Source organism: Paenibacillus aestuarii (assembly GCF_027789125.1).
GTDB classification, from domain to species: Bacteria; Bacillota; Bacilli; order Paenibacillales; family NBRC-103111; genus Paenibacillus_E; species Paenibacillus_E aestuarii.
In genome coordinates this window covers 19,131-42,595 of sequence record NZ_JAQFVF010000048.1, presented here as the reverse complement: position 1 = coordinate 42,595, position 23,465 = coordinate 19,131, and the positions used below count along the sequence as shown (strand labels likewise).

General features: G+C 50.0%; 29 protein-coding genes and 1 tRNA gene. 1 reads left to right on the top strand and 29 read right to left on the bottom strand.

Translation table 11 applies throughout. The features are described from left to right. Nucleotides 1-61: 61 nt before the first annotated feature. From mtrB to ypeB, 24 genes are all read right to left on the bottom strand, one after another. Complete coding sequence (gene mtrB, locus O9139_RS20230) at nucleotides 62-325, bottom strand: trp RNA-binding attenuation protein MtrB (protein ID WP_270881278.1); 264 nt, start codon at nucleotides 323-325, stop codon at nucleotides 62-64. Nucleotides 326-393: 68 nt separating this feature from the next. Further along, nucleotides 394-1,320, bottom strand: coding sequence for a phosphatase PAP2 family protein (locus O9139_RS20225; protein ID WP_270881277.1), 927 nt, complete (start codon nucleotides 1,318-1,320; stop codon nucleotides 394-396). Between the two features lie 94 nt (nucleotides 1,321-1,414). Beyond that, nucleotides 1,415-1,491 (bottom strand) — tRNA-Pro (locus tag O9139_RS20220). 508 nt (nucleotides 1,492-1,999) lie between these two features. Continuing rightward, the gene (locus O9139_RS20215) at nucleotides 2,000-2,272 is read right to left on the bottom strand and encodes an HU family DNA-binding protein (protein ID WP_235122749.1); all 273 of its coding nucleotides are present in this window, start codon (nucleotides 2,270-2,272) and stop codon (nucleotides 2,000-2,002) included. Between the two features lie 270 nt (nucleotides 2,273-2,542). Beyond that, nucleotides 2,543-4,021: a stage IV sporulation protein A gene (gene spoIVA / locus O9139_RS20210; protein ID WP_270881276.1), complete on the bottom strand. Its 1,479-nt coding sequence runs from the start codon at nucleotides 4,019-4,021 to the stop codon at nucleotides 2,543-2,545. A 325-nt stretch (nucleotides 4,022-4,346) separates the two neighbouring features. Further along, nucleotides 4,347-5,096, bottom strand: coding sequence for a hypothetical protein (locus O9139_RS20205; protein ID WP_270881275.1), 750 nt, complete (start codon nucleotides 5,094-5,096; stop codon nucleotides 4,347-4,349). Nucleotides 5,097-5,115: 19 nt separating this feature from the next. Next, nucleotides 5,116-5,463, bottom strand: coding sequence for a 2Fe-2S iron-sulfur cluster-binding protein (locus tag O9139_RS20200; RefSeq protein WP_270881274.1), 348 nt, complete (start codon nucleotides 5,461-5,463; stop codon nucleotides 5,116-5,118). A gap of 18 nt (nucleotides 5,464-5,481) precedes the next feature. Further along, nucleotides 5,482-6,066, bottom strand: a complete 585-nt coding sequence (locus O9139_RS20195) for a nucleotidyltransferase family protein (protein ID WP_270881273.1) — start codon at nucleotides 6,064-6,066, stop codon at nucleotides 5,482-5,484. Between the two features lie 44 nt (nucleotides 6,067-6,110). Beyond that, nucleotides 6,111-6,404, bottom strand: coding sequence for a 2Fe-2S iron-sulfur cluster-binding protein (locus O9139_RS20190; protein ID WP_270881272.1), 294 nt, complete (start codon nucleotides 6,402-6,404; stop codon nucleotides 6,111-6,113). Nucleotides 6,405-6,422: 18 nt separating this feature from the next. Further along, complete coding sequence (locus O9139_RS20185) at nucleotides 6,423-6,602, bottom strand: DUF2768 family protein (protein WP_270881271.1); 180 nt, start codon at nucleotides 6,600-6,602, stop codon at nucleotides 6,423-6,425. Between the two features lie 97 nt (nucleotides 6,603-6,699). Continuing rightward, nucleotides 6,700-6,984 (bottom strand): stage VI sporulation protein F, encoded by a 285-nt coding sequence (locus O9139_RS20180; protein WP_270881270.1) that lies wholly within the window; start codon nucleotides 6,982-6,984, stop codon nucleotides 6,700-6,702. A gap of 77 nt (nucleotides 6,985-7,061) precedes the next feature. Then, nucleotides 7,062-8,105, bottom strand: a complete 1,044-nt coding sequence (locus O9139_RS20175; protein ID WP_270881269.1) for an NAD(P)H-dependent glycerol-3-phosphate dehydrogenase — start codon at nucleotides 8,103-8,105, stop codon at nucleotides 7,062-7,064. 33 nt (nucleotides 8,106-8,138) lie between these two features. Beyond that, nucleotides 8,139-8,741 carry a glycerol-3-phosphate 1-O-acyltransferase PlsY gene (gene plsY, locus O9139_RS20170; RefSeq protein WP_270881268.1) on the bottom strand — a complete coding sequence of 201 codons (603 nt, stop codon included), beginning with the start codon at nucleotides 8,739-8,741 and terminating at the stop codon, nucleotides 8,139-8,141. 36 nt (nucleotides 8,742-8,777) lie between these two features. Continuing rightward, entirely contained in the window at nucleotides 8,778-10,103 is a 1,326-nt protein-coding gene (gene der, locus O9139_RS20165; protein WP_270881267.1) for a ribosome biogenesis GTPase Der, read from the bottom strand. A 156-nt stretch (nucleotides 10,104-10,259) separates the two neighbouring features. Then, complete coding sequence (locus O9139_RS20160) at nucleotides 10,260-10,439, bottom strand: capping complex subunit for YIEGIA (protein ID WP_270881266.1); 180 nt, start codon at nucleotides 10,437-10,439, stop codon at nucleotides 10,260-10,262. A gap of 6 nt (nucleotides 10,440-10,445) precedes the next feature. Beyond that, the gene (locus tag O9139_RS20155; RefSeq protein ID WP_270881265.1) at nucleotides 10,446-11,351 is read right to left on the bottom strand and encodes a YIEGIA family protein; all 906 of its coding nucleotides are present in this window, start codon (nucleotides 11,349-11,351) and stop codon (nucleotides 10,446-10,448) included. Continuing rightward, a complete protein-coding gene (locus O9139_RS20150) occupies nucleotides 11,351-11,977 on the bottom strand; it encodes a YphA family membrane protein (protein ID WP_270881264.1) in 627 nt (208 codons plus the stop codon). Before O9139_RS20150 ends, O9139_RS20155 begins: the two co-directional genes overlap by 1 nt. A 76-nt stretch (nucleotides 11,978-12,053) precedes the next feature. Beyond that, a complete protein-coding gene (gene fni, locus O9139_RS20145; protein ID WP_270881263.1) occupies nucleotides 12,054-13,112 on the bottom strand; it encodes a type 2 isopentenyl-diphosphate Delta-isomerase in 1,059 nt (352 codons plus the stop codon). Nucleotides 13,113-13,156: 44 nt separating this feature from the next. After that, on the bottom strand, nucleotides 13,157-14,449 hold the full coding sequence (rpsA, locus tag O9139_RS20140) for a 30S ribosomal protein S1 (RefSeq protein WP_270881262.1): 1,293 nt from the start codon (nucleotides 14,447-14,449) through the stop codon (nucleotides 13,157-13,159). Nucleotides 14,450-14,600: 151 nt separating this feature from the next. Then, on the bottom strand, nucleotides 14,601-15,182 hold the full coding sequence (locus O9139_RS20135; RefSeq protein WP_270881261.1) for a lysophospholipid acyltransferase family protein: 582 nt from the start codon (nucleotides 15,180-15,182) through the stop codon (nucleotides 14,601-14,603). 1 nt (nucleotide 15,183) lies between these two features. Further along, nucleotides 15,184-15,867, bottom strand: coding sequence for a (d)CMP kinase (gene cmk / locus O9139_RS20130; protein ID WP_270881260.1), 684 nt, complete (start codon nucleotides 15,865-15,867; stop codon nucleotides 15,184-15,186). Nucleotides 15,868-15,995: 128 nt separating this feature from the next. Then, complete coding sequence (locus O9139_RS20125; protein WP_270881259.1) at nucleotides 15,996-16,220, bottom strand: DUF5359 family protein; 225 nt, start codon at nucleotides 16,218-16,220, stop codon at nucleotides 15,996-15,998. 67 nt (nucleotides 16,221-16,287) lie between these two features. Next, complete coding sequence (locus O9139_RS20120; protein WP_333742789.1) at nucleotides 16,288-16,950, bottom strand: flagellar brake protein; 663 nt, start codon at nucleotides 16,948-16,950, stop codon at nucleotides 16,288-16,290. 107 nt (nucleotides 16,951-17,057) lie between these two features. Then, the gene (gene ypeB, locus O9139_RS20115; RefSeq protein ID WP_270881257.1) at nucleotides 17,058-18,464 is read right to left on the bottom strand and encodes a germination protein YpeB; all 1,407 of its coding nucleotides are present in this window, start codon (nucleotides 18,462-18,464) and stop codon (nucleotides 17,058-17,060) included. Nucleotides 18,465-18,537: 73 nt separating this feature from the next. On the opposite strand from ypeB, the gene O9139_RS20110 reads away from it, so the two are divergent. Further along, nucleotides 18,538-18,813 carry a hypothetical protein gene (locus tag O9139_RS20110; RefSeq protein ID WP_270881256.1) on the top strand — a complete coding sequence of 92 codons (276 nt, stop codon included), beginning with the start codon at nucleotides 18,538-18,540 and terminating at the stop codon, nucleotides 18,811-18,813. Between the two features lie 58 nt (nucleotides 18,814-18,871). Here O9139_RS20110 and O9139_RS20105 read toward each other — a convergent pair whose 3' ends face one another. The 5 genes from O9139_RS20105 to O9139_RS20085 form a co-directional block, all read right to left on the bottom strand. Then, nucleotides 18,872-19,027, bottom strand: a complete 156-nt coding sequence (locus O9139_RS20105; protein ID WP_270881255.1) for a hypothetical protein — start codon at nucleotides 19,025-19,027, stop codon at nucleotides 18,872-18,874. A gap of 70 nt (nucleotides 19,028-19,097) precedes the next feature. Next, complete coding sequence (gene prsW / locus O9139_RS20100; RefSeq protein ID WP_270881254.1) at nucleotides 19,098-19,793, bottom strand: glutamic-type intramembrane protease PrsW; 696 nt, start codon at nucleotides 19,791-19,793, stop codon at nucleotides 19,098-19,100. 46 nt (nucleotides 19,794-19,839) lie between these two features. Next, the gene (locus tag O9139_RS20095; protein ID WP_270881253.1) at nucleotides 19,840-21,090 is read right to left on the bottom strand and encodes a Glu/Leu/Phe/Val family dehydrogenase; all 1,251 of its coding nucleotides are present in this window, start codon (nucleotides 21,088-21,090) and stop codon (nucleotides 19,840-19,842) included. A 21-nt stretch (nucleotides 21,091-21,111) separates the two neighbouring features. Further along, nucleotides 21,112-22,629, bottom strand: coding sequence for a DnaB-like helicase C-terminal domain-containing protein (locus O9139_RS20090; RefSeq protein WP_270881252.1), 1,518 nt, complete (start codon nucleotides 22,627-22,629; stop codon nucleotides 21,112-21,114). Nucleotides 22,630-22,749: 120 nt separating this feature from the next. Next, nucleotides 22,750-23,355: a genetic competence negative regulator gene (locus tag O9139_RS20085; RefSeq protein ID WP_270881251.1), complete on the bottom strand. Its 606-nt coding sequence runs from the start codon at nucleotides 23,353-23,355 to the stop codon at nucleotides 22,750-22,752. Nucleotides 23,356-23,465 lie beyond the last annotated feature (110 nt).

Here is a 23,465-nt window from a genome sequence, read left to right as displayed (position 1 = left end):
GGCACCTCCTTATACATCATTGTACAAAGAAAAAAAGCAGGCTATGCCTGCTTGCAAAAAATTATTCCTCTGTGTCGATCGTACCGAACTTCGTCATGATGATCGCCTTGCCGCGAACTTTAACCGCAGACGTATGCTCGGTGAACTGGGCGATCATCACTTCGCCCTTGTCCAATTTCTCCGTATGATGAAACCGGGTATCTTGTCCGCGTGTCAAACCGATGACATGCACGCCGTTATCCTTGGCTTTAATGACGAAATATTCATTGCTGTTTGGCGTGTTAGCAGGTTGAGCCGCTGTAGAGTTGCTATGTTTGGAATCCACGTTCATTCCTCCGATCTTCTTCTTTTCATGATGCTAAAAAAACGGCCAGAAGTCAACTTATCTATGGGTTATGCGGATATTTGCTTGGAGGCAACGCCCGCTTTTTGACGATAAAACAATTTGAACTTCTCTGGCACCACTTTGTTCGTAGCGGTACGGATCAAGAAGTCCGTCAACTTCACCGTGCCGTATGCGAACAGCATGCCTGCGCATACATCAATCAACCAGTGAATTTGGAGGTAAAGCGTTGAAAAAATAATGGAAGCACAATACGTCACCATCATCCATTTGAAAATGCGGTCTTTCTCCCGCAGGGCCAGCAGCAGCATGGCAAACGAAATGGAGGTATGCATGCTGGGGAAACAGTTCATCGTCGCGACAAGCATCGAATTCTCATCCGGAAAGACGCGGTGCAGCAAGTCCGGCTGCTTGTTGACATACCAAACTTCATGCAGCAAGATCAAGTTGTAAAAAGGTAAAATGAGCGGAAACTGCAGCATATGACCGGATAGCGCGTATGACAGCATTTTCTTGATACTGCGTGTCCAGAAGCTGCGCACAATGCAAATCCATAGTGACAGTACGAAGCCATAATTGTAGATCCAAACCATCGCTTTATCCAAGTATGGATTGGCGATCCAGCGCGCCCAGCCCCCTGTATTCAGAGGAATCGCATTCATATAATCATCCCAGTGCCAAGGGTGGCGGTTATTTTCAAACATCCAGTTGGCAATTCTCCACCATAAGCTGTTTCCCGAACCGTAGAAGTAATAAAATACACCTAATAGTGGAATTCCAAAGATGAAAAATTTCTTCCAATCCACATCAACTTGGTCTTTGCGGACACCGAGCAAGCAGATCAGGAGCAGTACCCAACATTCCTTACTCCAGCCTCCGACGGTGCCAATCCGCCAAATCAGGTAAATGGACGCGATAATGCCATACATCGTCCAATCCTGAGCTCTGAGCAGCTCATTTACTTTCAGCTTGTTCATGCTGTTCCCCCTATAATATCTCTGTAAAGTAGCGCGAAGCAGGGTACGGAGTCGTGCAAAAGAAAAAGACATCGGCTTGACGATGTCTTTCCCATGGTCGGAGTAACACGATTCGAACGTGCGACCTCACCCACCCCAAGGGTGCGCGCTACCAGGCTGCGCCATACCCCGGTATTAACGAAAACTACCACGCTATACAGCCAGTCGTAACAAAGCTGTAGGGATTTTAATATGGACAAAATTCCCCTTCGTGCTCCCTGATTATACAATATCACGGCTCACCCACGCAATATATTTGAACGAATTATTAACGTTATTCTTACTACTATATTTGCACATTTTTAGCGAGTTCTTAGGTACCATTGTTATCGTTGCTTTTAGCCGAAACGGTTCTTTGACATTATGCATCTAACTTACCTACCCCATTCAATGGCAGACCGCGAAGGAAGAGTATTAAATGTTATGCAAAGAAGTCTATTACTGAAACTAGATTTACAAAAAACACTATTTTTCTAGTAAAGTGTCTAGATCGTTAAAATCGAATCGATAACTTGGCCAGTCTTTATCAAATGACAAGGCACTCTCTCGAGTCTGGTGGAAATAATAGGATAATAAATAAAGCCGTAACTGCTCATTGCAGCTACGGCTTGAAGGACAATCGTATGTAGAAACTAGTCAATTATTGAATGCCGTCTCTAAGCGCTTTACCAGGTTTGAAAGCTGGAATTTTGCTTGCAGGAATTTCAATTTCATCACCAGTCTGCGGATTACGTCCTTTACGAGCAGAACGTTCACGAACTTCAAAATTCCCGAATCCTACGAGTTGAACCTTATCTCCGCTTTGAAGAGCTTCGGAGATTGCATCAAAAACAGCATCAACCGCTTTGGTTGCATCTTTTTTGGAAAGCTCGGAGGTTTCAGCAACCTTGTTAATCAATTCAGATTTATTCATGCCATTCACCTCCCCCCAAAAATTCTACTTCCGTTACTTCCTGTTTTCACCGTTTCATCAAAAAATATACATGAAGTTATAAAAAATCGTGGATTTTCTGAGTGAAAATTTGATACTGAAAGCAGACGAATAAAACCATAGTAATACAGTGGGACGGCAATTTCAAGTGTCACTCGGCAGATTCTACTTGTTTTTATGCTAAAAATCGACAAAAAACACTCTTAACGAGTGTTTTTTGCTTATTCCTAAGGCATTTCATTGCCATAGCTGTTAAAGAATGATAGCAATCAGGCCGCCGGAGCCTTCATTAATAATACGGCCAAGCGTCTCCTGGAGCTTGTAGCGGGCATTATCCGGCATCTGCGCCAGCTTGCCTTGAATGCCTTCGCGAACAATCGAATGCAGCGATCGGCCGAATATATCGGACTCCCAAATTTTGAGCGGATTGTCCTCGAAGTCCTGCATCAAATAGCGGACCAGCTCTTCACTTTGCTTCTCGGTACCGATAATCGGCGAGAATTCCGATTCGACGTCGACGCGAATCATATGAATCGACGGCGCAGTCGCTTTCAGACGCACCCCGAATCGCGAGCCTTGGCGAATCAGCTCCGGCTCATCGAGCGCCATCTCCGCCAGCGTCGGTGGCGCGATACCGTAGCCGGTCGTCTTCACCATTTCCAGCGCCTCGGCGAATTGGTCGTATTCACGCTTCGCATGGGTGAAATCCTGCATCAGCTGCAGCAGGTGATCCTTGCCGCGAATCTCAACGCCGACCACTTCCTGGAGGATGCGGTCATACAGCTCATCTGGCGCGTACAGATCGATCTCCGCCACACCTTGCCCCATGTTCATGCCGGCAAGGGCAGCCCGCTCGATAAATTCATATTCGCCGAATTGGCTGACTACCCGATCCACATCGCGCAGGCGGCGGATATCTTGCACGGTATCACGGACGGAATTCTCAAAACGTCCGCGCAGCCAGTGATTTTCATCCAGAACCATAACCCAGCTTGGAAGGTTCACGTTTACTTCATGCACAGGGAACTCGTAGAGCACCTCGCGCAGCACGGACACCATTTCCTCTTCCCCTGCGTTAGCTACACTCATCGTCACGACAGGAACGTCGTAACGGCTTTGCAGTTCGCTTCGCAGCTCGAGGGCAGGCTCGCCGTTCGGCTTTTGCGAATTGATGATCACGATAAACGGCTTGCCGACTTCCTTCAGCTCGTTGATGACCCGCTCCTCAGCGAGGACATAGGAAGATCTCGGAATGTCAGAGATCGTGCCATCAGTCGTCACGACGACACCGAGCGTCGAGTGCTCTTGAATCACTTTGCGCGTCCCGATCTCCGCTGCTTCCTGGAACGGGATCGGCTCGTCGAACCAAGGCGTATTGATCATACGCGGTCCGTTTTCATCCTCGTAGCCTTTGGCGCCATCTACGGCATAGCCTACGCAGTCGACCAGCCGGACATTGACATTTAGTCCTTCGGCAACTGAAATTTGAACGGCCGTGTTCGGCACGAATTTAGGCTCAGTTGTCATAATCGTGCGGCCAGCAGCGCTCTGCGGGAGTTCATCGGTAGCCCGGATCCTATCCGCTTCGCTTTGAATGTTCGGAAGCACTACAGATTCCACAAAACGTTTAATAAAGGTTGATTTTCCTGTCCGGACTGCGCCGACAACGCCCAGGTAAATGTCCCCTCCCGTCCGTTCTGCAATGTCCTTAAAGATATCCACTTTCTCCAAGAGAATCCCTCCTACAGTTTGGTCGTCAACTGACGCATAATGACGGTTACAATTGACTACTCGTACATCATATAGGGACTTTTGATCTTTCTTTTTTTGATCAAACGCTCACCTATTTGGACTAGTAAGAAATATATGTACGTTCGATAGAAATATGATAGATGCGCAATATCTTTTTTTCGCAGCCCACATTTCCGTTAGAAGCACATCGAACCTTTGAACGAACGTCAAAGTATCGCCATTGAAGAATATATGTGGCTGCCGATTCTGATATTCTGAAAAAAAATAAAACCTCTTACGTTGCTCACGTAGGAGGTTCGTCTGTCTATTCAATATCCTGTGGCATCGGCTGATCGTTCTGCCAGTAGTACGCATAGCTGCGGATCGGTACAAAATAGGATTTCGCAACCAACAATTCGCGCAGATCCTGATCCGGCTTAAGCGAGCCTTTCAGCGAGCCGCTCTCCACCATTTTCATCAGATCCATGCCATAATCAATCGCGACTTTGCCTGTTTGCTTATTCACCATATAAGTAATCAAATTAGGCCTGCTGTAATCGGATTTCACTTCAGGGGCTTTCATGCCCAGCTCGTTGAAATCCACATAATCAAATTTATCGTTGATCGCTACGCCCTTGGGCAGCTCACCGTTGTGCTTCAATTTGTACTCATCCATCTTCTTCTGCACGTCGTCCACGCTCTGATAGGCGGATAGATCCATCAGCTTCACAGTCGGCTTCACCTCGACATCGACAAGCACATACATGAAGATGCCACCGCTCTCAAATGCATTGGCCGGCACACTGCTAAGCAGATGCGACTTTTGCAGCTTGGCGAAATCGATGACGTATTTTTCATATAACGGCGTGGTCATCTCGCTATTTTTAATAGGGAGCACACCGCTCTTGTCGTGGAATTGATCAACCGCTTGCTGAACCACCGTAATAAATTCCGCCGGATTGATCTGATTCTCTTTGCGCAATTCCTTCGGGTACGCACATCCGGTAAGCAGCAGCACAAGGCATATCGCAGCGCTTAGCCATTTTCCAAAAATTTGAAATCGTTGTAATGTCACTGCTGAACCATCCTAACTTTTAAAATAAATCGTCATCCTCAGCCTGCTTGGCAAGCTGCTTGCGGATCGCCGCTTTGAGCGGGTCTTCCGGCACTTCGACAGTGACCGCTCCTACGACTCTAGCTTGACAGGCGAGCCGATAGCCTTCATCCGCTTGCGACCCCAGCTTGAACTTTTCATTATTATTCAGTGGCGCTAAGCCGCTCTGATCCTTCACGATCACTTTGCACATCAGACAAGCCGCCTTGCCGTCACAGCGCGTGCGGATTTGCGCTTTGGCACGCCGCCCTGCATCCAGCAGTGTGGTGCCTGGCCGAACTTGAATATGTTTGTTATCAGGCCAAAAATGCACATCGAGTTGAGACATGGTGTACCTCGCCCCACATTAGTTTTGAAATAAACGTTCCAGACGGCTGCAGAACTCGCTGCCCATCCGGTTCCGCTTCAGCAAATCGTGCAGCGCAGGCATGTGCCGTTCTGGACTTCGGCGCATCGCCTGCGCAATCGCTTCATAGCGGTCAGGGCGCTCACGCAGCACATTAAAGATGAGCTCGTGCGCGAGCGGCATCATCTTCACGTGATGAGCGAGTCCCTCAAGCGGGAGTTCGATCCCGTGGTGCTCCCAGAGGTAAGTTGCTTCGATCGTGTACACCGAATCGAGTGCCTGGACGCGAAAATCGCCGACGAGCTCGATGGTTGCCCCCAAAATCTCGTAGTGGCTCAGCGTAGACGCATAGATCGGTGTTTCGCTGTAAGCCGGCTCATCAACGGCAAATTGGGCAAGAGCTGTATGTATCGCGGGAATATCGCCCCCATCTACATAGAGATCCAGATCTCTCGGACTGCGGAGCGTATCGATTTCGTGCATGACGAGCCCGCAGCTCCCGCCGATCAGCCATTTGGCGTCGACGCTGCGGAGCTCGGCGCTCAGCTTGTTGATCGCCGGCAACATAGGTTCTAGCAGGGACATAACGCCAACACCTTCCATTCGACTTATAGTTTCCACAGCAGACACTAGAAGTATGGCTTGTGTGTCACGGCGATGTCACCGTTCTGTTTCACAACGCATTGACAGGCTAGCCGGTAGCCTTGCTCAAGCTCTTCAGGCTCCAGCCGGTCTTCCTCGGCCTCCGTCGGAGCGGCAAGCAGCTCCCGCCCGGCTGCAATGTAACAACGGCATCTGGCACAAGTCCCTCTTGTGCAGGAAAAGCCCCATTCAACGTTATGCTTTAAGGCATGATCGAGTATCGTAAGCCCGGTATCTGTCTCTACGGATGTCGTCATTTTGCGTGTTTTTAATTCTAGCATTTTTCGTCCCCCAACTAACTATAGCATCGATAGCAGCATGTACACTAAAATTGGAATAAAAAGCAAAAAGGCGATGGTCGACAAAATCGTCCGCAGCGCCCCCGTCGTGCGAGTTCTGGCATAAGAAATGAGAAGAGAGGCTACGACCATAAGTCCAATCGCCACAAAGGATGCCCACATTTTGTCTAAACTTGACATTTCCACTACTCCTTCGCGCTTGGTGCGACAAATTTCTCCGCTAATTATAGCATAAGGGCAGAAAAAAAGCATAAAGGGGATTAAACTCCCCTTTATGCTACTTGTTCTTACCGAGCATCATGCTCATCAACTGCTGCATGTTGTTCATATCCAGCTTGCTGCTTTTCACAGCCTGCACGATCTCATTGACCGTCTCTTCGGATACTTTGACGTTTACAAGACCGGAAACCTGCTTAATCAACTGGCGAAGCTGCGCCTCGCTCTGCAACGTCGACGGTTTCACACCGCTGGCGATTTTTTGAATATCTTGAGGTGTAACGGTTTTGCCCGTTTTCTTTTTCACTACGTTTAATACGTCTTTCGATATATCTTTTTTCGTCAAGGATGTCGCCTCCCTATACCTCATGTGACCAAAAGCGTCTAAGGTATAGTATGAGTCGGGACATCATGTGGTGTAGGCTACCCCTGCCATTTTGTCGCTGCGTCAAAGGCGTTTTCTTCGATTTCATGGGTTCTGACGCGTCCCATCAAATCTTGAGCGGCCAATTTAGGCGATTTACCGGCAAACATCACGTTGAAGAGCTCGTCCGTAATCGGCATCGTGACCTGCAGGCGCCGGGAGAGCTCATGCGCATTCTTGGTCGTCTTCACGCCTTCGACCACCATGCCCATATCAGCGAGCACCGCATCAAGCGGGAAGCCCTGCCCCAGCTTATATCCGGCTCGCCAGTTCCGGCTGTGCTTGCTCGTGCACGTCGCGATCAAGTCGCCGATGCCGGCAAGCCCGGCGAAGGTGAGCGGGTTCGCGCCCATACGGGTGCCCAGCCGGGTAATTTCCGCGAGCCCTCTCGTGATGAGCGCCGCCTTCGCATTATCGCCGAAGCCAAGCCCGTCGATCAGTCCGGCGCTGAGCCCGATAATATTTTTGAGCGCGCCGCCCACTTCAACACCCGCTACATCAGGGTTCGTGTACACTCGGAAGTAGCTGTTGATCAGCAAATCCTGCGCCGCTTCCGCCGCTTCCAAATTTTGCGCGGCAACAACGACCGTGGTCGGGCTTTTGCGGATCACTTCCTCTGCGTGACTTGGCCCGGATAAGACCACGAGGCGCGCAGGATCCATTTCGGGCAGCTCATCGATGAGCACTTCCGTCATCCGCTTCAGTGTCCCGGTTTCAAAGCCTTTGGTCGCGTGAATCAACAACGCGTCTTGCTTCAGAAACGGGCGAATTTGTGAGGCAACCTCACGCATCCCTGCCGAAGGTACGACCATGACAACGGCTTCCGCATCCTCGACCGCTTCCTGGAGTGAGTTCGTCGCCACAATAAGCGGCGAAAGCTCGACGCCAGGTAGGAAACGCGCGTTCGTATGTTGTTGATTGATTTCCTGAACTTGCTGCTCATTGCGCGACCATAACAGCACCTTTTTGCCGTTATCTGCGAGAACAGAGGCTAGTGCCGTTCCCCAACTGCCAGCAACAAGCACGGATACTTTGTTCGACATGGAACTTCAACCTCCCCTTTAACCCCTGCTGTTTTAGGCGCGTTTTTGCCCCAGTTTGTTTTCTTTCCCTTGGATGAGCTTCACAATGTTGGTCCGATGGCGCACGATGGCGAAAATGCACAGCAAGATGCTAATCAACAGAATTGGTACCGGCCGGTCCATCCCCCACAAGAGAAAAGGTAAAAGTGCTGTAAGAATAAGGGAACCGAGCGAAACGAATCTTGTAATCGCGATGATCACGATGGCCGCCAAGCCGGCAATCAACGTTGGAATGAAGCAGAGTGTCGCCATGACGCCGATCGTTGTCGCGATGCCCTTACCACCGCGGAAGCCGAAATAAATCGGCCAGTTGTGGCCAATGATGGCCGCCAAACCGCAAAGAACGGGGATCCACATGCCTTCCGTGCCTGGAGAAGCCCACTGGCCGAGCAGTACGGCGACAACGCCTTTGATGGCATCAAGGAGCAGAACCATGATGGCCGGCCCCTTGCCGAGCACGCGCAGCGTGTTCGTAGCGCCTGCGTTGCCGCTTCCATGCTTGCGGATGTCGATGCCTTTGATCCATTTGCCGAATAAATAACTAAAGCTAATGGAACCTAATAAATAACTCACCACAATGCTAATGATGGAATACAAACAATACGACCTCCTTTGTGTTTGGCATTTCTTTAATTATTCATCATCCGAAGATTTTCTGCGGCTCAGGATTCGGATTGGAGTACCTTCAAACCCAAAAGCGGCGCGGATTCGGTTATCCAAATAACGCTCATAGGAGAAATGCATAAGCTCCGGTTCATTCACAAACAGTACGAACACAGGAGGCTTCACAGCCACTTGTGTCGCATAGTTAATGCGCAGTCGCTTGCCTTTATCTGTCGGCGGCGGGTTGTAGGCGACAGCGTCCGAGACGACGTCGTTCAGGACATGCGTTTGGATGCGCAGCGCATGGTTTTCCGCCACTTGCATAACGACCGGCAGCAGTTTATGCAGGCGCTGCGTTGTTTTGGCGGATACGAACACGACAGGCGCATACGTCATGAACAGGAAGTGGTCACGAATCTTCTGGGTGAATTGGTGCATCGTTTTGTCATCCTTGTCCACGATGTCCCATTTATTCACCACGAAGATCGCGGCTTTTCCCGCTTCATGCGCATAACCGGCGATATGCTTGTCCTGCTCAATGATGCCTTCATGCCCGTCGATGACGATCAGAATCACATCAGCGCGCTCAATCGCTTTCATCGCCCGCATGACGCTGTACTTCTCCGTATTCTCGTACACTTTGCCCCGTTTGCGCATACCTGCGGTGTCGATGATGACATACTTTTGACCGTCACGCTCAAACGGTGTATCAATTGCATCACGGGTCGTGCCGGCGATGTCGCTGACAATCACGCGCTCTTCGCCGAGAATCGCATTGGTCAAGGACGATTTCCCTACGTTTGGACGGCCGATCAAAGCGAATTTGATCACTTCCTCGCCGTACTCTTCATCTTTCTTATCCGGAAAATGCGCGCATGCAGCTTCCAGCATATCGCCGATACCGATGCCATGCGAGCCCGATATCGCGATCGGATCCCCGAAGCCTAACGAATAAAACTCATAAATCTCATCCTGACGCTGCAGATTGTCCACTTTGTTCACGGCTAGAACAACCGGCTTTTTCGAACGGAACAGCAGCTGTGCAACTTCTTCATCTGACGGTGTGACGCCCGCTTTGGCATCCACCATGAAAATAATCACGTCCGCTTCTTCAATCGCGAGCTCTGCCTGAACCCGCACAGATTTAAGAATCGCATCTTCATCATCAATCTCAATACCGCCCGTATCAATGACGCTGAACGATTGATTCAGCCATTCACCGATGCCATACAATCTATCGCGAGTAACTCCCGGTCTATCTTCCACAATCGCCAGGCGATCGCCTATAATCCGATTAAATATCGTGGATTTGCCGACATTCGGTCGGCCAACAATAGCAATAATAGGTCTAGCCAATTTCCATTCACTCCCTAGGTTTGCATGCAATTCACGTTCCACGGCACCTTCCATGTACAGCCATGGAAAATTACGCAACTTACATCATAACAAAAAAACAGGCACTTTGCTAATCACTTCTAAAAAAAATATCGGGATGACGTCATTTCGCGCACGTTAATTATGCTTAACCAAAATGATATTGCCGTTTTTCAAATCGTGGGCATTGGCATCCAATATTTTTTCCAGCGTAAAAGAAACTTTCTGTTGTTCTTCCTTCGTGGCGACGGCGAAAATAGGGGCCCCTCCAGCCACTTGATCTTTATCCAGCGTGACGATAGCGAGAATTTGCGACATGCGTAGTTAGCCCCCTTTCTGTTGATTGACGCCGGCCTCGGAAGGCATGCGTACTGCGCTCTCCAGGACGGGAATCCGGTGCAGCGCCGTTTTCACTTTATCTGCGTCCCGTTCCTGCGGAAGGAGCAGCAAGCCTAGCTCACCCGTATTCATATTCAGCTTGGCCATCGGCATGAGCGAAGGCTCGCCTGAATCGCGATACACACCAAATAAGGTCGATATATCATGGAGAATCGCCTGTCTTTGTCCGAGATTGGCTAAGGTCACGCGGGAATTCCGGTTTTTCGGCTTGATGATGTAACCTAGCGCCTGCTTCTGAATAATTTGCTGCGTATCTTCAAGGCCGATATTCATAATATAGACCGAGCCGACGAACAGATCAGGCCCTTCTAGACGAACGGGCACATGCTCGATGTGTGCGATCGCTTCCAGATTCTTACCAGTCTTAAACAAATTCGCTAAGAAAATAGACAAGATGCCCGCCACAATCCCCCAATACCAGGCGAAACAAATACTGAACAGCGAGGCGACAAATGCGGAAAAGATGACCAAGTAATTGCGCCCTTCAAACACCATCGCAATGCCTTCAATGTAAGCGGAGCCCCGCGGAACGAGCTCCAACTCATCCACCTTGGTCAAGCTTTGTCTCTCCATATTGCGGACATCGCGGAATTGCTGTGCGGCCAAAGAGAGAAAGGTAACAGCAGTGTAGTTTTTTTCCAAAAGTGCCGGCACAGCAACAGCCCCTAACCCTGCAGCAATCACCCCCAGGGAAATGTGAATGATTTTGCCATGCGGATAGGTCGGGTACTGCCGGTAATCGGTGCGCAGCATGTTCAGTCGCGACAAGATGCCAAAAACCACGCCAACAACAACACCAACCGTATACCGATGCGAATAAAACCAGTCCATTATTTGCGCCATCCTCCTTTTCGATCCATCCAGCTTCTTATCACTCCACGGCAGCCGTTATAGGCGCTTTGCACCATGACAGTCAACGTTCGCGCAGCAAAGACAGTCAGCCACCACTGATCCTGAAAATGCGTGCCCCCGAGCCGGTGATTCATATGCCCCTGATGAAGACTGCTCTGATAAAGGTCCCCTAACAGGTAACCGATGGAGATGGCGGCGATTTGTTCCGGTGCGCTGCGCTGCAGCATGGTCGCGGCCACAGCAAGCAGCAAGGCCGTGTCCCAATCGGGGTTGCCCACGATTAAAATCGGATCCATCATCAGCAGCTGTCCGATCAAAAAATGCAGCGATCCCATCAGTAAGCCGATGGAAAGCAGATGAAGCTTGTGAATAAATCCATGCGTGACATAGAGGATGACCAGACAGATGACGGTTATCCACATATAGACCAATTGAACTTGAACCTGCGCAATCGTCACGGACAACCGTGAACTTAACAGCCACGCCACAAAAAAAAGAAGTATTGCCTTATGCGAAATACTTCTTATAAATGTCTCCTTCCATCCGCTGGCCAGCAGAATCAGCGTGATGCAGAGAAGTATTAAAGACAAATAGCCGGAGTTCATAATCGATACCACCCTGCGGAACATCGGGCTCCCTAGCGGGAAGCCCCTTCTGTTCCTTAGTATGGCAAAAAATCGATTATTTACTCCGGCTTCCTCTTGCTGCATAATCGGTCAGGTCCATGCCGCGTGTCCGGCACCATTCCGCCGTCTCGCCTGTAATGACGACAGGTCGCTCCCATAATTGCTGCACGGTATTCGCGCCGAGCGCGGTCATAATCAAGATGAGTCCCTGCTGGAGCTCATCGATGAAGCGCAGCAGCGCATCGATCCCTTCGGCGCGCAGCACCTTCAAGAACGCACCGGCCATGCCGACGGCCGATGCGCCAAGCGTCAACGCTTTGGCGGCCTCCAAAGCGTTCGTAATGCCTCCCGAGGCGATGACAGCGCCTCGCGGATACACCGACAATGCTTCGAGCAGCGCGATGCTTGTCGGTGTGCCCCAATCGTTCAGCCACGCCAAGGCTGCTGAACGGCGCGCATTCTCGATGGCGGCGAAATTAGTGCCGCCCGACCCGCCGACGTCCAGCACGCGGACGCCGATCTCTTGAAGCTGCTTCGCATTCTCCCTCGGAATGCCGAAGCCGACTTCCTTGACGATGACCGGGACTCCGACCCGGTCTACGATCGCTGCGATGCGGTCGATCATGCCGGCGAAGTTGCGGTCGCCTTCCGGCATGATCAGTTCCTGCATCACGTTCAAATGAATCTGCAGCGCGTTCGCTTCAATCATGTCTACAGCGCGAAGCGCCTGCTCGACGGAAGCTTCGCTGCCCAAATTGGCCAGCACGATGCCATGCGGGTTCATGCGCCGCACAACTTGATAGCTCGGTGCCACCTCGCTATTTCGCAGCGCTGACATCTGCGAGCCGACAGCCATGGCCAACCCCCGCTCTCTGGCCGCAATCGCCAGATCACGATTAATGCGTTCTGTCTCCTCTGCTCCGCCGGTCATCGCATTAATGAAAATCGGCGAACTCAGAATGAGATCGCCGATTACGGTCGTTAATGCAATTTGATCCGTCGAAGTCTCAGGCAGACAGTTATGCACAAGCTTCACATCCGCCAACCCCTGTTGTCCGGATTGGCCAAGCTCCAGCGCATAATGGACATGCTCCATTTTGCGTGAGATGCGCATGTTCCAGTCCTCCTAAGCTAACAGTTCGTTACATAAACAACGACTTATTTAAATTTGGACAATTTGTCGCCAAAACGCTCGCCAAGTGTCATGGACATACCTTGATTGCTCAACGAAACGTTCTCGTTGCCAGCAATTTCTTTTTGGTGGTTTTCTCTGCTGCCGCGGTCGCGGTCAGGTCTTGGCTGTCTTTCTCTCTCAGGCTTCGCTGCAGCAGCTGGAGCTTCAGGAGCTTCTTCGGTTTCTTTGATGCTCAAGCTGACGCGTTTCTCGGAAGCGTTGATTTCGAGAATTTTCACTTTCACTTCTTGTCCTTCTTTCAGCACTTCATGAGGAGTGCCGATATGACGGTGAGCGATTTGGGAGATATGCACAAGTCCTTCTACGCCAGGCGCCACTTCAACGAATGCGCCGAATGCAGCAAGACGCTTAACAGTTCCTGTTACGATATCGCCAGCTTTGAACTCGCGCTCCACTTTGGACCATGGGCCTTCTTGTGTCGCTTTGATGGACAGGCTGATTTTCTCGTTAGCTGGATCCAGCTTAAGAATTTGAACTTTCACCTTGTCGCCTTCTTTAACAACGTCCGATGCTTGCTCAACATGATGCCAAGCCATTTCGGAAATATGTACAAGACCGTCGATGCCGCCGATATCGATGAAAGCACCGAATTGAGTTAAGCGTTGAACTGTACCATCCAACACTTGACCTACTTGCAGGCCTTCTATAATTTTCTTTTTGTTTGCTTCGTGCTCTTCATCCAACACATCTTTTTGGGAAAGAATCACTTTGTTTTTCTCGCGGTCCAGTTCTTTCACACGCAGGCGCAATGTGCGACCTTTGTAAGAGCTGAAATCTTCAACGAATTGACGCTCAACCATGGAAGCCGGAACGAATCCGCGAACGCCGATATCAACAACAAGTCCGCCTTTCACAACTTCAGCTACGACAGCTTCGATAACTTCTTTGCTTTCCAATTGGCCTTGCAGTTTATCCCAAGCTTTCTCGCTGTCCACAACGCGTTTGGATAGAACCAATGTTTCTTTCGCATCGTTGATGGATACGACTTTCAGCTCAACTTCTTGGCCGATTTGTACGGCTTGGCCAGCATCGTCCAGAGAAACGGATGAAAGCTCGCGAACCGGGATCACGCCGTCATATTTGTAGCCGATATCAACGAAAGCTTGATCTGCGTCTACCTTCACGATTTTACCTTTGACAGTAGCGCCTTTCTTCAGCACAGCAACATTGTTCAGCGCGTGCTCGGCTTCAGCTTGAGATACAGCTGTTTCTTGTACTTCTTGCGTTTGATCTTGAACTTTAACTTCATCTGACATAGGGTTACCCTCCTCTATTTAAAACCATCAATAAAAATTTATAAGTCACAAAGCAGCTGCACAAAGCGTCTACTCTGTTTCACACACACACAAACTTCCCATACAATTTAAGGATAGTATAATTCCAACCTTACATTTCCATACATAACACTTAATCTTTGCTGTAAGAGGCGTGCAAGCTTCGGATTTCATTCATAATCGCTTCTGTCGCGAGTTCCAGATCTTCCGAGCTTCCGCTTGTATAGGCGCTCAAATCCATCGGCTTGCCATATACGATCTTCATCTTGCGAAATAGCTTGTAATGCCCGACGATCGCCACCGGAACTACAGCTGCGCCTGCTTTCAGCGCCAGACTGGCTGCGCCCTTCTTGCCCATACCGCCGGCATTGCTGCGCGATCCTTCAGGGAATACGCCCATCATCTTACCGTCCCGCAGCAGTTGGATGGCAAGACGGATCGACTCCTTGCTGACCCCGCCTCGCTTGACTGGAAAAGCCCCTACCTTTGCGATGGCCGATCCGAGAATCGGTATATCGAACAGTTCGGCCTTGGCCATGAAGTGCACTTTGCGCTCCAGCGGTGAGCCCAGGAGCGGAGGATCCCACAGACTGATATGATTGCAGCATAAGACAACCGCGCCTTCTGCCGGGACATTCTCTCGGCCAAACGCTTGAAGACGGAAACATACAGCAAAAATGATGCGGAATAAACCCCTGCCAATAAGGTATAGCATCTTACTTGCCACCTCCGACTTTGCTTTTGCAAAGTCCCAGGATCTCGTCCACAACTTCGTTAATCGTCATAGACGTGCTATCCATTAGGATAGCATCATCAGCTCGGCGAAGCGGTGAAATCTCCCGATTCTGATCCAACTGGTCACGCCGGGCAATATCTTGCGCCAACTCTTCCAGTGTCATGGTGCAGGTTCCGCTGCTTTGCATTTCTTTAAAACGTCGTTCTGCCCTCTCGGATACGCTTGCCGTAAGGAAAATCTTAAGCTCAGCGTCAGGAATGACATGGGTGCCAATATCACGGCCATCCATAACAATTCCTTTGGACACTGCCATTTGCTTCTGCATCGCGACCAGCAGTTCGCGAATCGCTCCGATGCTGGCAATCTGGGAAACATGATCCGTGATGGCAATAGTGCGAATTGCTTTCGTCACATCAACGCCATCGACGTACACTTGCTGCCCTTCGGCCGTCGGAACTAATTCGATGCGCATGCGGTTCGCGAGCGCGATGACCTCAGATTCTTGATCAGGAGACAGCCCTTCTTGCTGTACCTTCCATGTTACTGCGCGATACATAGCCCCAGTATCGACGTAAACAAATCCGAGCGCGCCAGCTACAAGTCTTGCAATGGTGCTTTTACCAGCGCCAGCGGGGCCATCTATGGCAATATTGAACTTATCCAAGCTGTTGTTCCTCCTAACAATACCTTACGAACAAAAAAGCAGGCACTGCCTGCTAATTAAGGAAATTATACCACACTACCAATGTATATGCAAAACTTGGAGAATGCTACTAGCCGTAGCATTCTCCTCTAAGAACGCTCTCGATCCGCGCCCACGGGCTGGGAGTAAGGTTTGCCTTCAAGCGGTTCGACCCTTGTAATATGCTTGCGCAAATAAGGGATTTGCAAGAGCGCTTGAGCGCATAAAAGCAGCACAAAAAACACGAGCGCCAGCCTGAGCAAAATCTTCTCCACCTTCTTGGAGAAAAGCACAAACAGCTGCTCGTACGATCGATGTTCCTGATCCGATGCCATGGAAGTCTCACCTGCTCACTTCAATTCATGCATCAAAGTATACCCAAGAAGATCAGATTCCATGCAATCAGCGTTTGCGGAAATCCATCTGCCGTTCAAAGCAAAACCGGATAATCTTCTGGCGTTCGCGGTCGGTAATTTCCACAAAGCTGACCATTACGAGCAGCCTTCCCGTTTCCAGTTTCTTCACGCGGACGACTTCCCCTTTGAACGGTATGTGCTCAATGGAGCCATTCTTAAAAGGCACGAGCAGCCAGCAGGATAAAGCAGCTTGCAAGCCAAGTGGAAGATGTCCTTCACAGATGAAGGAGATCCCGCCTCCGCCGATATCCTCGGTTAAAGCGACGAATAGGAGTTGATCGGAAAATTTCACTGCGATTTCGAGCTCGGCGAGCACGCGCAAGAAGCTTCTGCGCTGCACTTGTGTGATGGAATCGCGATCCGGCAGCTTCAGTTCGACCAGACGGACGACATCTTCGCGAAAACCCGAAACGGTAGTGGTGAAATAATGCTTGACCCCGCCCATATTTAAAAAATAAGCGTTCAACTCATCGCCAGCATAAAGCCGCTTTAGCCGACCTGTCTGCTCATTCAGCGGAAGCTCGATTACAATCGCGCTGTCTGTGATATCAGCAATTCTTGATTTGTATTCAATCTTGCTTTCTTCGTCATCAATAGAATTGATCTGCATGTACAAAATCTGATTAACCTTGGGAAGCAATCCGAGCACCTCCGACAATCTCTGCCAAATTTCCTGTTACTTCATCGATTATAACACGAGATTCTGAATTAGAAAGCAAAAAAGAAGCGAGGAGGCAAGCTCCCGCTTCTCTGGTTTTATTTCGTTGCTGCCGGCTTTTGGCCGGGGGCTGCAGTTGCACCTGCAGCAGCGGCTGCCGCCTGGTCCGGACGAATCGTTTCTATTTTTTCTTCCGTTCCGTTATCCGCATTGATGAACACTCTGTACAAATTGCCGTTCATTTTACCGACGATCTCGTGGCACAGCACTTCCTCATTCAGTTCATTTTCAATAACGGCAAGCTTTTGACTGCTCACTTCCATCTTGGCATTTACGGATTTACGGGCTTCCTCTGCATTAACTTTAGGCTGACCGAGATTCCGGAGTTTGTGGCCGAATATGTATTCGCTTGCCTGCAGGCCCGTTACTTCTAAATTGTCCAACGCAACTCTGACACTAACTTGCTCAGGATAAACCGTCACGTCTTTTTCACGCTTGGCGAAAACGATATTGGCAATGTGCTGGTACTGGTCATAACTGACAGCGCTCATATCTTTATATTCATGCTGATCCAAAAATTCATTGGCCACATCTCTCGCCTGGCGAAGGTCAAACTTTGACTCTTGCACTGTCCGCGGCTTCATGAAATAAATCAGATGACCGCCTTTTTTGGTGTAGTCCATTTGAATATCGTTCTCCCCATGGCCTGCACCCGGCACAACGACGCTATAGGTTTTGTATTCCGGGGTTGAGCTTCCGTTTTCAACCACTTTCATGTTGCCGCTGTCGCTGATCCCCAAGAACTGCGCTGCTTTCTGCTTGATTGCATCTGCCGTCATCTCTTCGCCGGTCAGCATTTTAACATCCGCTTGCGACAGCGCGTTGAAATTGCCTGGCCCCCAATCCAGTTCCTCATAAGCGCCGACCGCTTTGTCCACCGTCGAAAAACCGTCGATGATAACGTTGTCTTTCGGCTCATTTTGCGAAGCCAAGGCCGACTCCACATCCATCCAGCGCAGGTTGCTGGCCATCACTTTGTCCTGTACGCCGCGCAGCGACGTCGTGATCGCTTTGGAATGATCGTAGAGCGCGCTCAACGTCTTCATCTCCTGCTCATTGAGCGGCTGTTTCGTCATGTCACGGACGGACAAGCGATACGAGAAATTTGCCATGTTTGCGAGGAAGTCTCCCGTTTTGTTAAAAGGCAGCAAGGTCAGCGGCAGCTGGTTGATATCGTTCTGCGCCTGGCTCGTCAGCCGCCAAACGTTCACTAACCCTTTGCGGTATGATGCCTCGGAGGTGGAGTTGACCGCCAGTGTATTTCCCAGTTCCGTATGCAACTTGTCCATACGGAAGGAGAGATCGTGAAATGCGCGCTGGTATTGATTCTCAGCTTTGATTAAAATGGTGTTCTTCTCCTGATGCTCCAAATACCCCCAAACCGACGCCCCGATCAGGGCTAGCACAAGGAATGGGAACATCACGATACTTAGTCTTTTGTACATAACTGGGCTCCTTTCATTTCCGTCAAACTTGCCGTTAGTTTTCGCGTGGAAAGAAAGGTTTATACATACAAAAATGACAGTGGGAGCACTGTTAACATCTTTGACTACAGCGTGGTTAAACCGCTCTAGCAAGAAGCGGGAGCGCTTAATGCTCCGCTCCCAGCATGGGATTGGTTTGCCGCTTGGCGACCCGGAATCGCTCTCGGCGGGCAGGCGGGCGCGCCTGCAGCGCGACGATGTCGCCTTACACCGCCGGGCTCTCACTCTCGCATACCTCCAACGCGACATGCCGCCCTACATGCCAAGCCCCCACAAGCGCCCGCAGCGCATTTTCACGCAAAAAAAATAACGGAACATCGCGTCCCGTTATTTTCTAAGCAGGCGAACCCTAAAGTTCCGCCTCATTATTATTCGTCGGTCTCGACATCAAAATCATGCTCATTGCTGCAGATGCACTGACGGAAGCCCGTTTCGATTTTCCCTTTTTCCTTCTTACCCTTGAGGACAAATCGCTCACCGCACTGCTTGCAGCGTATCGTTACTTTCACTCGGATCGTAGACATGTATACCTCCCGGCCATTTCCGGGCAGCATTCGGTAAAAACCGCCCTGATACAGTCCATTATGACCCTATTCAACTCATTTTAATCTTCTCGTCCGAAGGTGCAATGCGCAGCGGCGAACGTGCGTTTGCCCGATCAACCCGCCAGAGCGTGCGTATCCATAAATAAGTCATAACCGGGATCATAATCCATACCCAGTACGATTTGGCCACGAGTAAAATATAATCGAACAAGCCGTGCCATAGAATCGGCAGCAGTAAGGAGTACCACAGGTATCTTTGCGACTTCTCCGGTGTAAATTTGGCCTTGCCCATGTAGTAACCCATCATGACGCCGAACAGCGCGTGGCCCGATACCGGGAGAAGCGCGCGAATAAGGAGCGCCGAAAAGGATGAGGCATTTAAAAACGCATAAATAATGTTCTCAAGTGTTGCATAGCCCAAGCTGACAGCCACAGCATAAACGATCCCGTCATAGGGCTCATCAAAGGAAGCATGCCTATAGATCAGATGGTAAAGGACAATCCATTTCAGAAACTCTTCAATCCCGCCGGATAGAAAAAAGGCCGTTGTAAAATTGCCATCCCCGATTTCCTCAATAAAAGAGCGCTGCAGGACCATCGTCGGATAAACAAGCAAGAAACCGAACACGAACATGCGGATGACCAAATGAATCGGCTCCGTTTCGTAACGGTCTTTTAGATAAAAGTAGGCTAGCAAAGAGAGACCTGGGGCTACAGATGCCAGCACAACGGGCAAAATATGCATGCATAGCTCCCCCTTTGGCGTTAATGCTCGCGAATGATCGGGTCGGTTACACCCAACCGCGGAAGCGTGAGGCCTCAGCCATTTTGCGAACGCCCACCATATAGGCGGCGAGCCGCATATCCACTCCGCGCGTGATATGAATATTATAGACATTTTCAAAAGACTTTTCCATGACTAATTGCAGTTTGGCATGAACTTCTTCTTCTGTCCAGTAATATCCTTGATTATTCTGCACCCATTCGAAATAAGAAACAATAACGCCTCCGCTGCTCGCCAGCACGTCCGGTACGATGAGGATCCCTCGGTCCGTCAAAGTTTTGGTCGCTTCCAACGTTGTCGGCCCGTTAGCCGCCTCAACGATAATGCTGGCTTTGATACGATCCGCATTTTCCTTCGTGATCTGATTCTCAATTGCTGCCGGGACCAAAATGTCGCATTCCTGCTCCAATATTTCTTTGTTCGTCAACGTATCCTTAAACAAATTCGTGACACCGCCGAAGGAATCGCGGCGATCGAGCAAATATTCGATATCGAGGCCGTCCGGTTTATATAACGCGCCATGCACATCAGAGATGCCGATGACTCTCGCTCCCGCTTCATGCATGAATTTCGCCAAATAGCTGCCCGCATTGCCGAAGCCTTGAATAATTACCCTTGCGTCCTGCAGCGCAATGTTTTTTTTCTGCAGCGCTTTATCGATCATAATCGTAACGCCTTTCGCCGTTGCCGTCTCGCGGCCGTGCGAGCCGCCCAGGACAATCGGTTTCCCCGTAATAAAGCCCGGGGAGTCGTACTCGCGGATCCGGCTATATTCGTCCATCATCCAGGCCATAATCTGCGAGTTCGTCATCACATCCGGCGCCGGGATATCCTTGGATGGACCGACCAGCTGGCTGATTGCCCGCACGTAGCCGCGACTGAGGCGCTCCAGCTCGCGGAACGACATTTGCCGCGGATCGCAAATGATGCCGCCTTTGCCCCCGCCATAAGGAAGATCCGAGATGCCGCATTTCAAACTCATCCAAATGGACAGTGCCTTCACTTCATCCTCCGTCACATCCGGGTGGAAGCGCACGCCGCCCTTCGTTGGACCGACAGCATCGTTGTGCTGCGCTCTATAGCCTGTGAATACTTTCACACTGCCATCATCCATGCGGATCGGAATACGCACAGTTAAGACACGGAGAGGTTCTTTGAGCAGCTCATACATTTCTTCCGGATAGCCAAGACGCTTCAGCGCCTCGTGGATGACGGTTTGTGTGGATTGCAGAACATTTAGATTTTCTGTATTCGACATAAAGTCCACCTCGTGAGCGAATTATTCAGTAAATAGAGCGCGTTCATCATGAAAATGCATCGGAAAGCTGCCTAAGGTGCCATTACGGTTCTTCGTTAATTCGATCAACATCTCTTGTCCGGTACCAGTACCGGTACCGCCGGCACCGGCCGGATTCGATCGCATGCTCATGACCACATCTGCCGAAGCCTGAACCGCTTCGGGAACATTGCCCTCCCCGGAGTCGAGGGCTGTCGCCGCAATGATAGGGCAGTTCCACTCGCGCGACCACATCTTCAGCGTGTATGCGACCAACGCCTGCGGCTGCAGCCCGTTCGGCTGTGCGATCGCCTTCTGGACCGGAATACGCTGTAGATGGTCCATGAAGATGACCGGGACGCGGCCGACGATCATCTCGATCCGTTCGATGGATGCGGCGACTTGCTCCAGCGTCGTATCCATCGTGCATTCCAGCGTCCAGAGCATTTTGCTGATGGGCGCGTAAGCTTTGTTCGCCTCGGCGACTTGATCGGGCTCCACTTTGCCGCCGAGCACTTGCTGCGGCGCAACGCCGAGAATGCGTGCGATGCTCCTGGCCCACAGCTCAAAGCTGGTCATATCCCAGGATACGTAGATCACCGGTATTTGTTCAGCTGCCACATGATCGGCCATTTGCTTCAACAGCATGCTTTTCCCGACAGATCCGCTTCCCGCAAGCAGATACAATCCGTGATTGAACCCGCCGAAAAGCAAAGTATCGAGCTTGGCGAAGCCCGTGGAAATGCTTGCGGCCTGACCGCGGTGTCTTTTCATATATTCTTCCAAAAAGATCGTACTGTTCTTCATATCCGGCGCTACCGGCGTCAGCATCGTGGCTTCGACGGTTTCCGTGACGAGTTGGATGAACGTTTCGGCTGGATTTTTCACGCGGATAAAAAAATCATTCACATCCCGGATCGTTTCCGGTAAATGGACGATGTAAGTTTCTTTAGCATGTTCCCTTAATAAGGATTCTATGCGGGAAGCTTCCCTGCGCCCCGTTTCATCGTTGCCCATGCATATATAAACTCTTTTGTCAAGAAACAGCGGGGCGTGAACCTCTTTGAACACTGCAAAATCTGGAACGCAAACAGCCGGCATCTGCGCCTGTGCCAGGATCAGCACATCGAAAATACCGGAACAAAGTACAACCTCTTCAGAATCATGTAAGGACTGATAGTGGAATAAGAACTGGTCCACACCGTATAAAGGCTTATATTTGGGCTCGCGATGATCAATAGCCCGGCCGACGAGATCCACAATTTCGCCTTCATAATTGCATATCGGAATAATAACCCGGTTCTCAAAATAATCCCCTAGTTGGTTTTGATTGATATAGAAACCAATTTTACCGATTTCAAAACCGATCCTGAACAGTTGGACGGTTTCTTCTTCGATACCTCTCTTCTGCAAGTAGACGAATGCTTCTTCACGCAGCTGCTTCTGATAATAAGATAGCAGCGCTTCCAAATCAACAGCAGGCGATGCTGCCGCAAGAGGATTCCGCTCTGTATCCGCCATTCATGATGTCGCCTCCCGAACAGGTATGAGGTAAAGATCCACAACTTAAAAAAGCATCTTGCAAAAACAAATGTTTTTGAAGATGCTTGTTTCATTCTGCTGCATGAGCAAGCCTCCGCCTTAACGGAAATGGCGGCAAAGCTCTTTCACCGCATCGTCTGCGATAATAATCTTTCCGTACTCTTCGAGCACCGCAGGGGTTACCGAAGCGGCCTCGCCGAATTCGGACAGCACGGCGATGAGCGCCTGATACTTGGAGTCTTCCAGCTCAACAGGCTCCAATTGCAAAATATATTTTCCTTTATAGGAATACAATGTTCCGCCTTCCATCAGAAGCGGATTGATTACTTTCGCAGCGCGAAGCAGGTCTTCAAAATCACGGAAGGCATAGGAGATCAAATCACTCTGTTCCATCGTGACTTCCATCTCGTAGACTTCATCAGCTTCATGTTCGTCATATGCGTCGGAGTTCGCATACAAATCAAGCTTGCCTCTGGTTACAATAACAACCATGCCTTGTGCTGGAAGCGCGAACACTTCTACGGCAAGAGGTCCGGACGGGTCAAATCCGAGTTCAGAGTACGCCTGGTCCATCATTTCGCTGAAAAGTTCATGAACTTTGGGAATTTCCCTCCACATGTCATCCTTTTGAATCCCGCGTTCTGTTAAGTCATCGAATGTTAGGAAAATCCGTATCTTATCCTGACTTAAGCGTTCAATTTTCATGATAGGATCCTCCTTTAAGCTTTTCTAAGGGAAAAGCAATCCTCTTAAGCATGTTCACCTTATTAGAATCAGAATATGATAAAAATAGAAAAAGGTGAACCTCGAAAAAC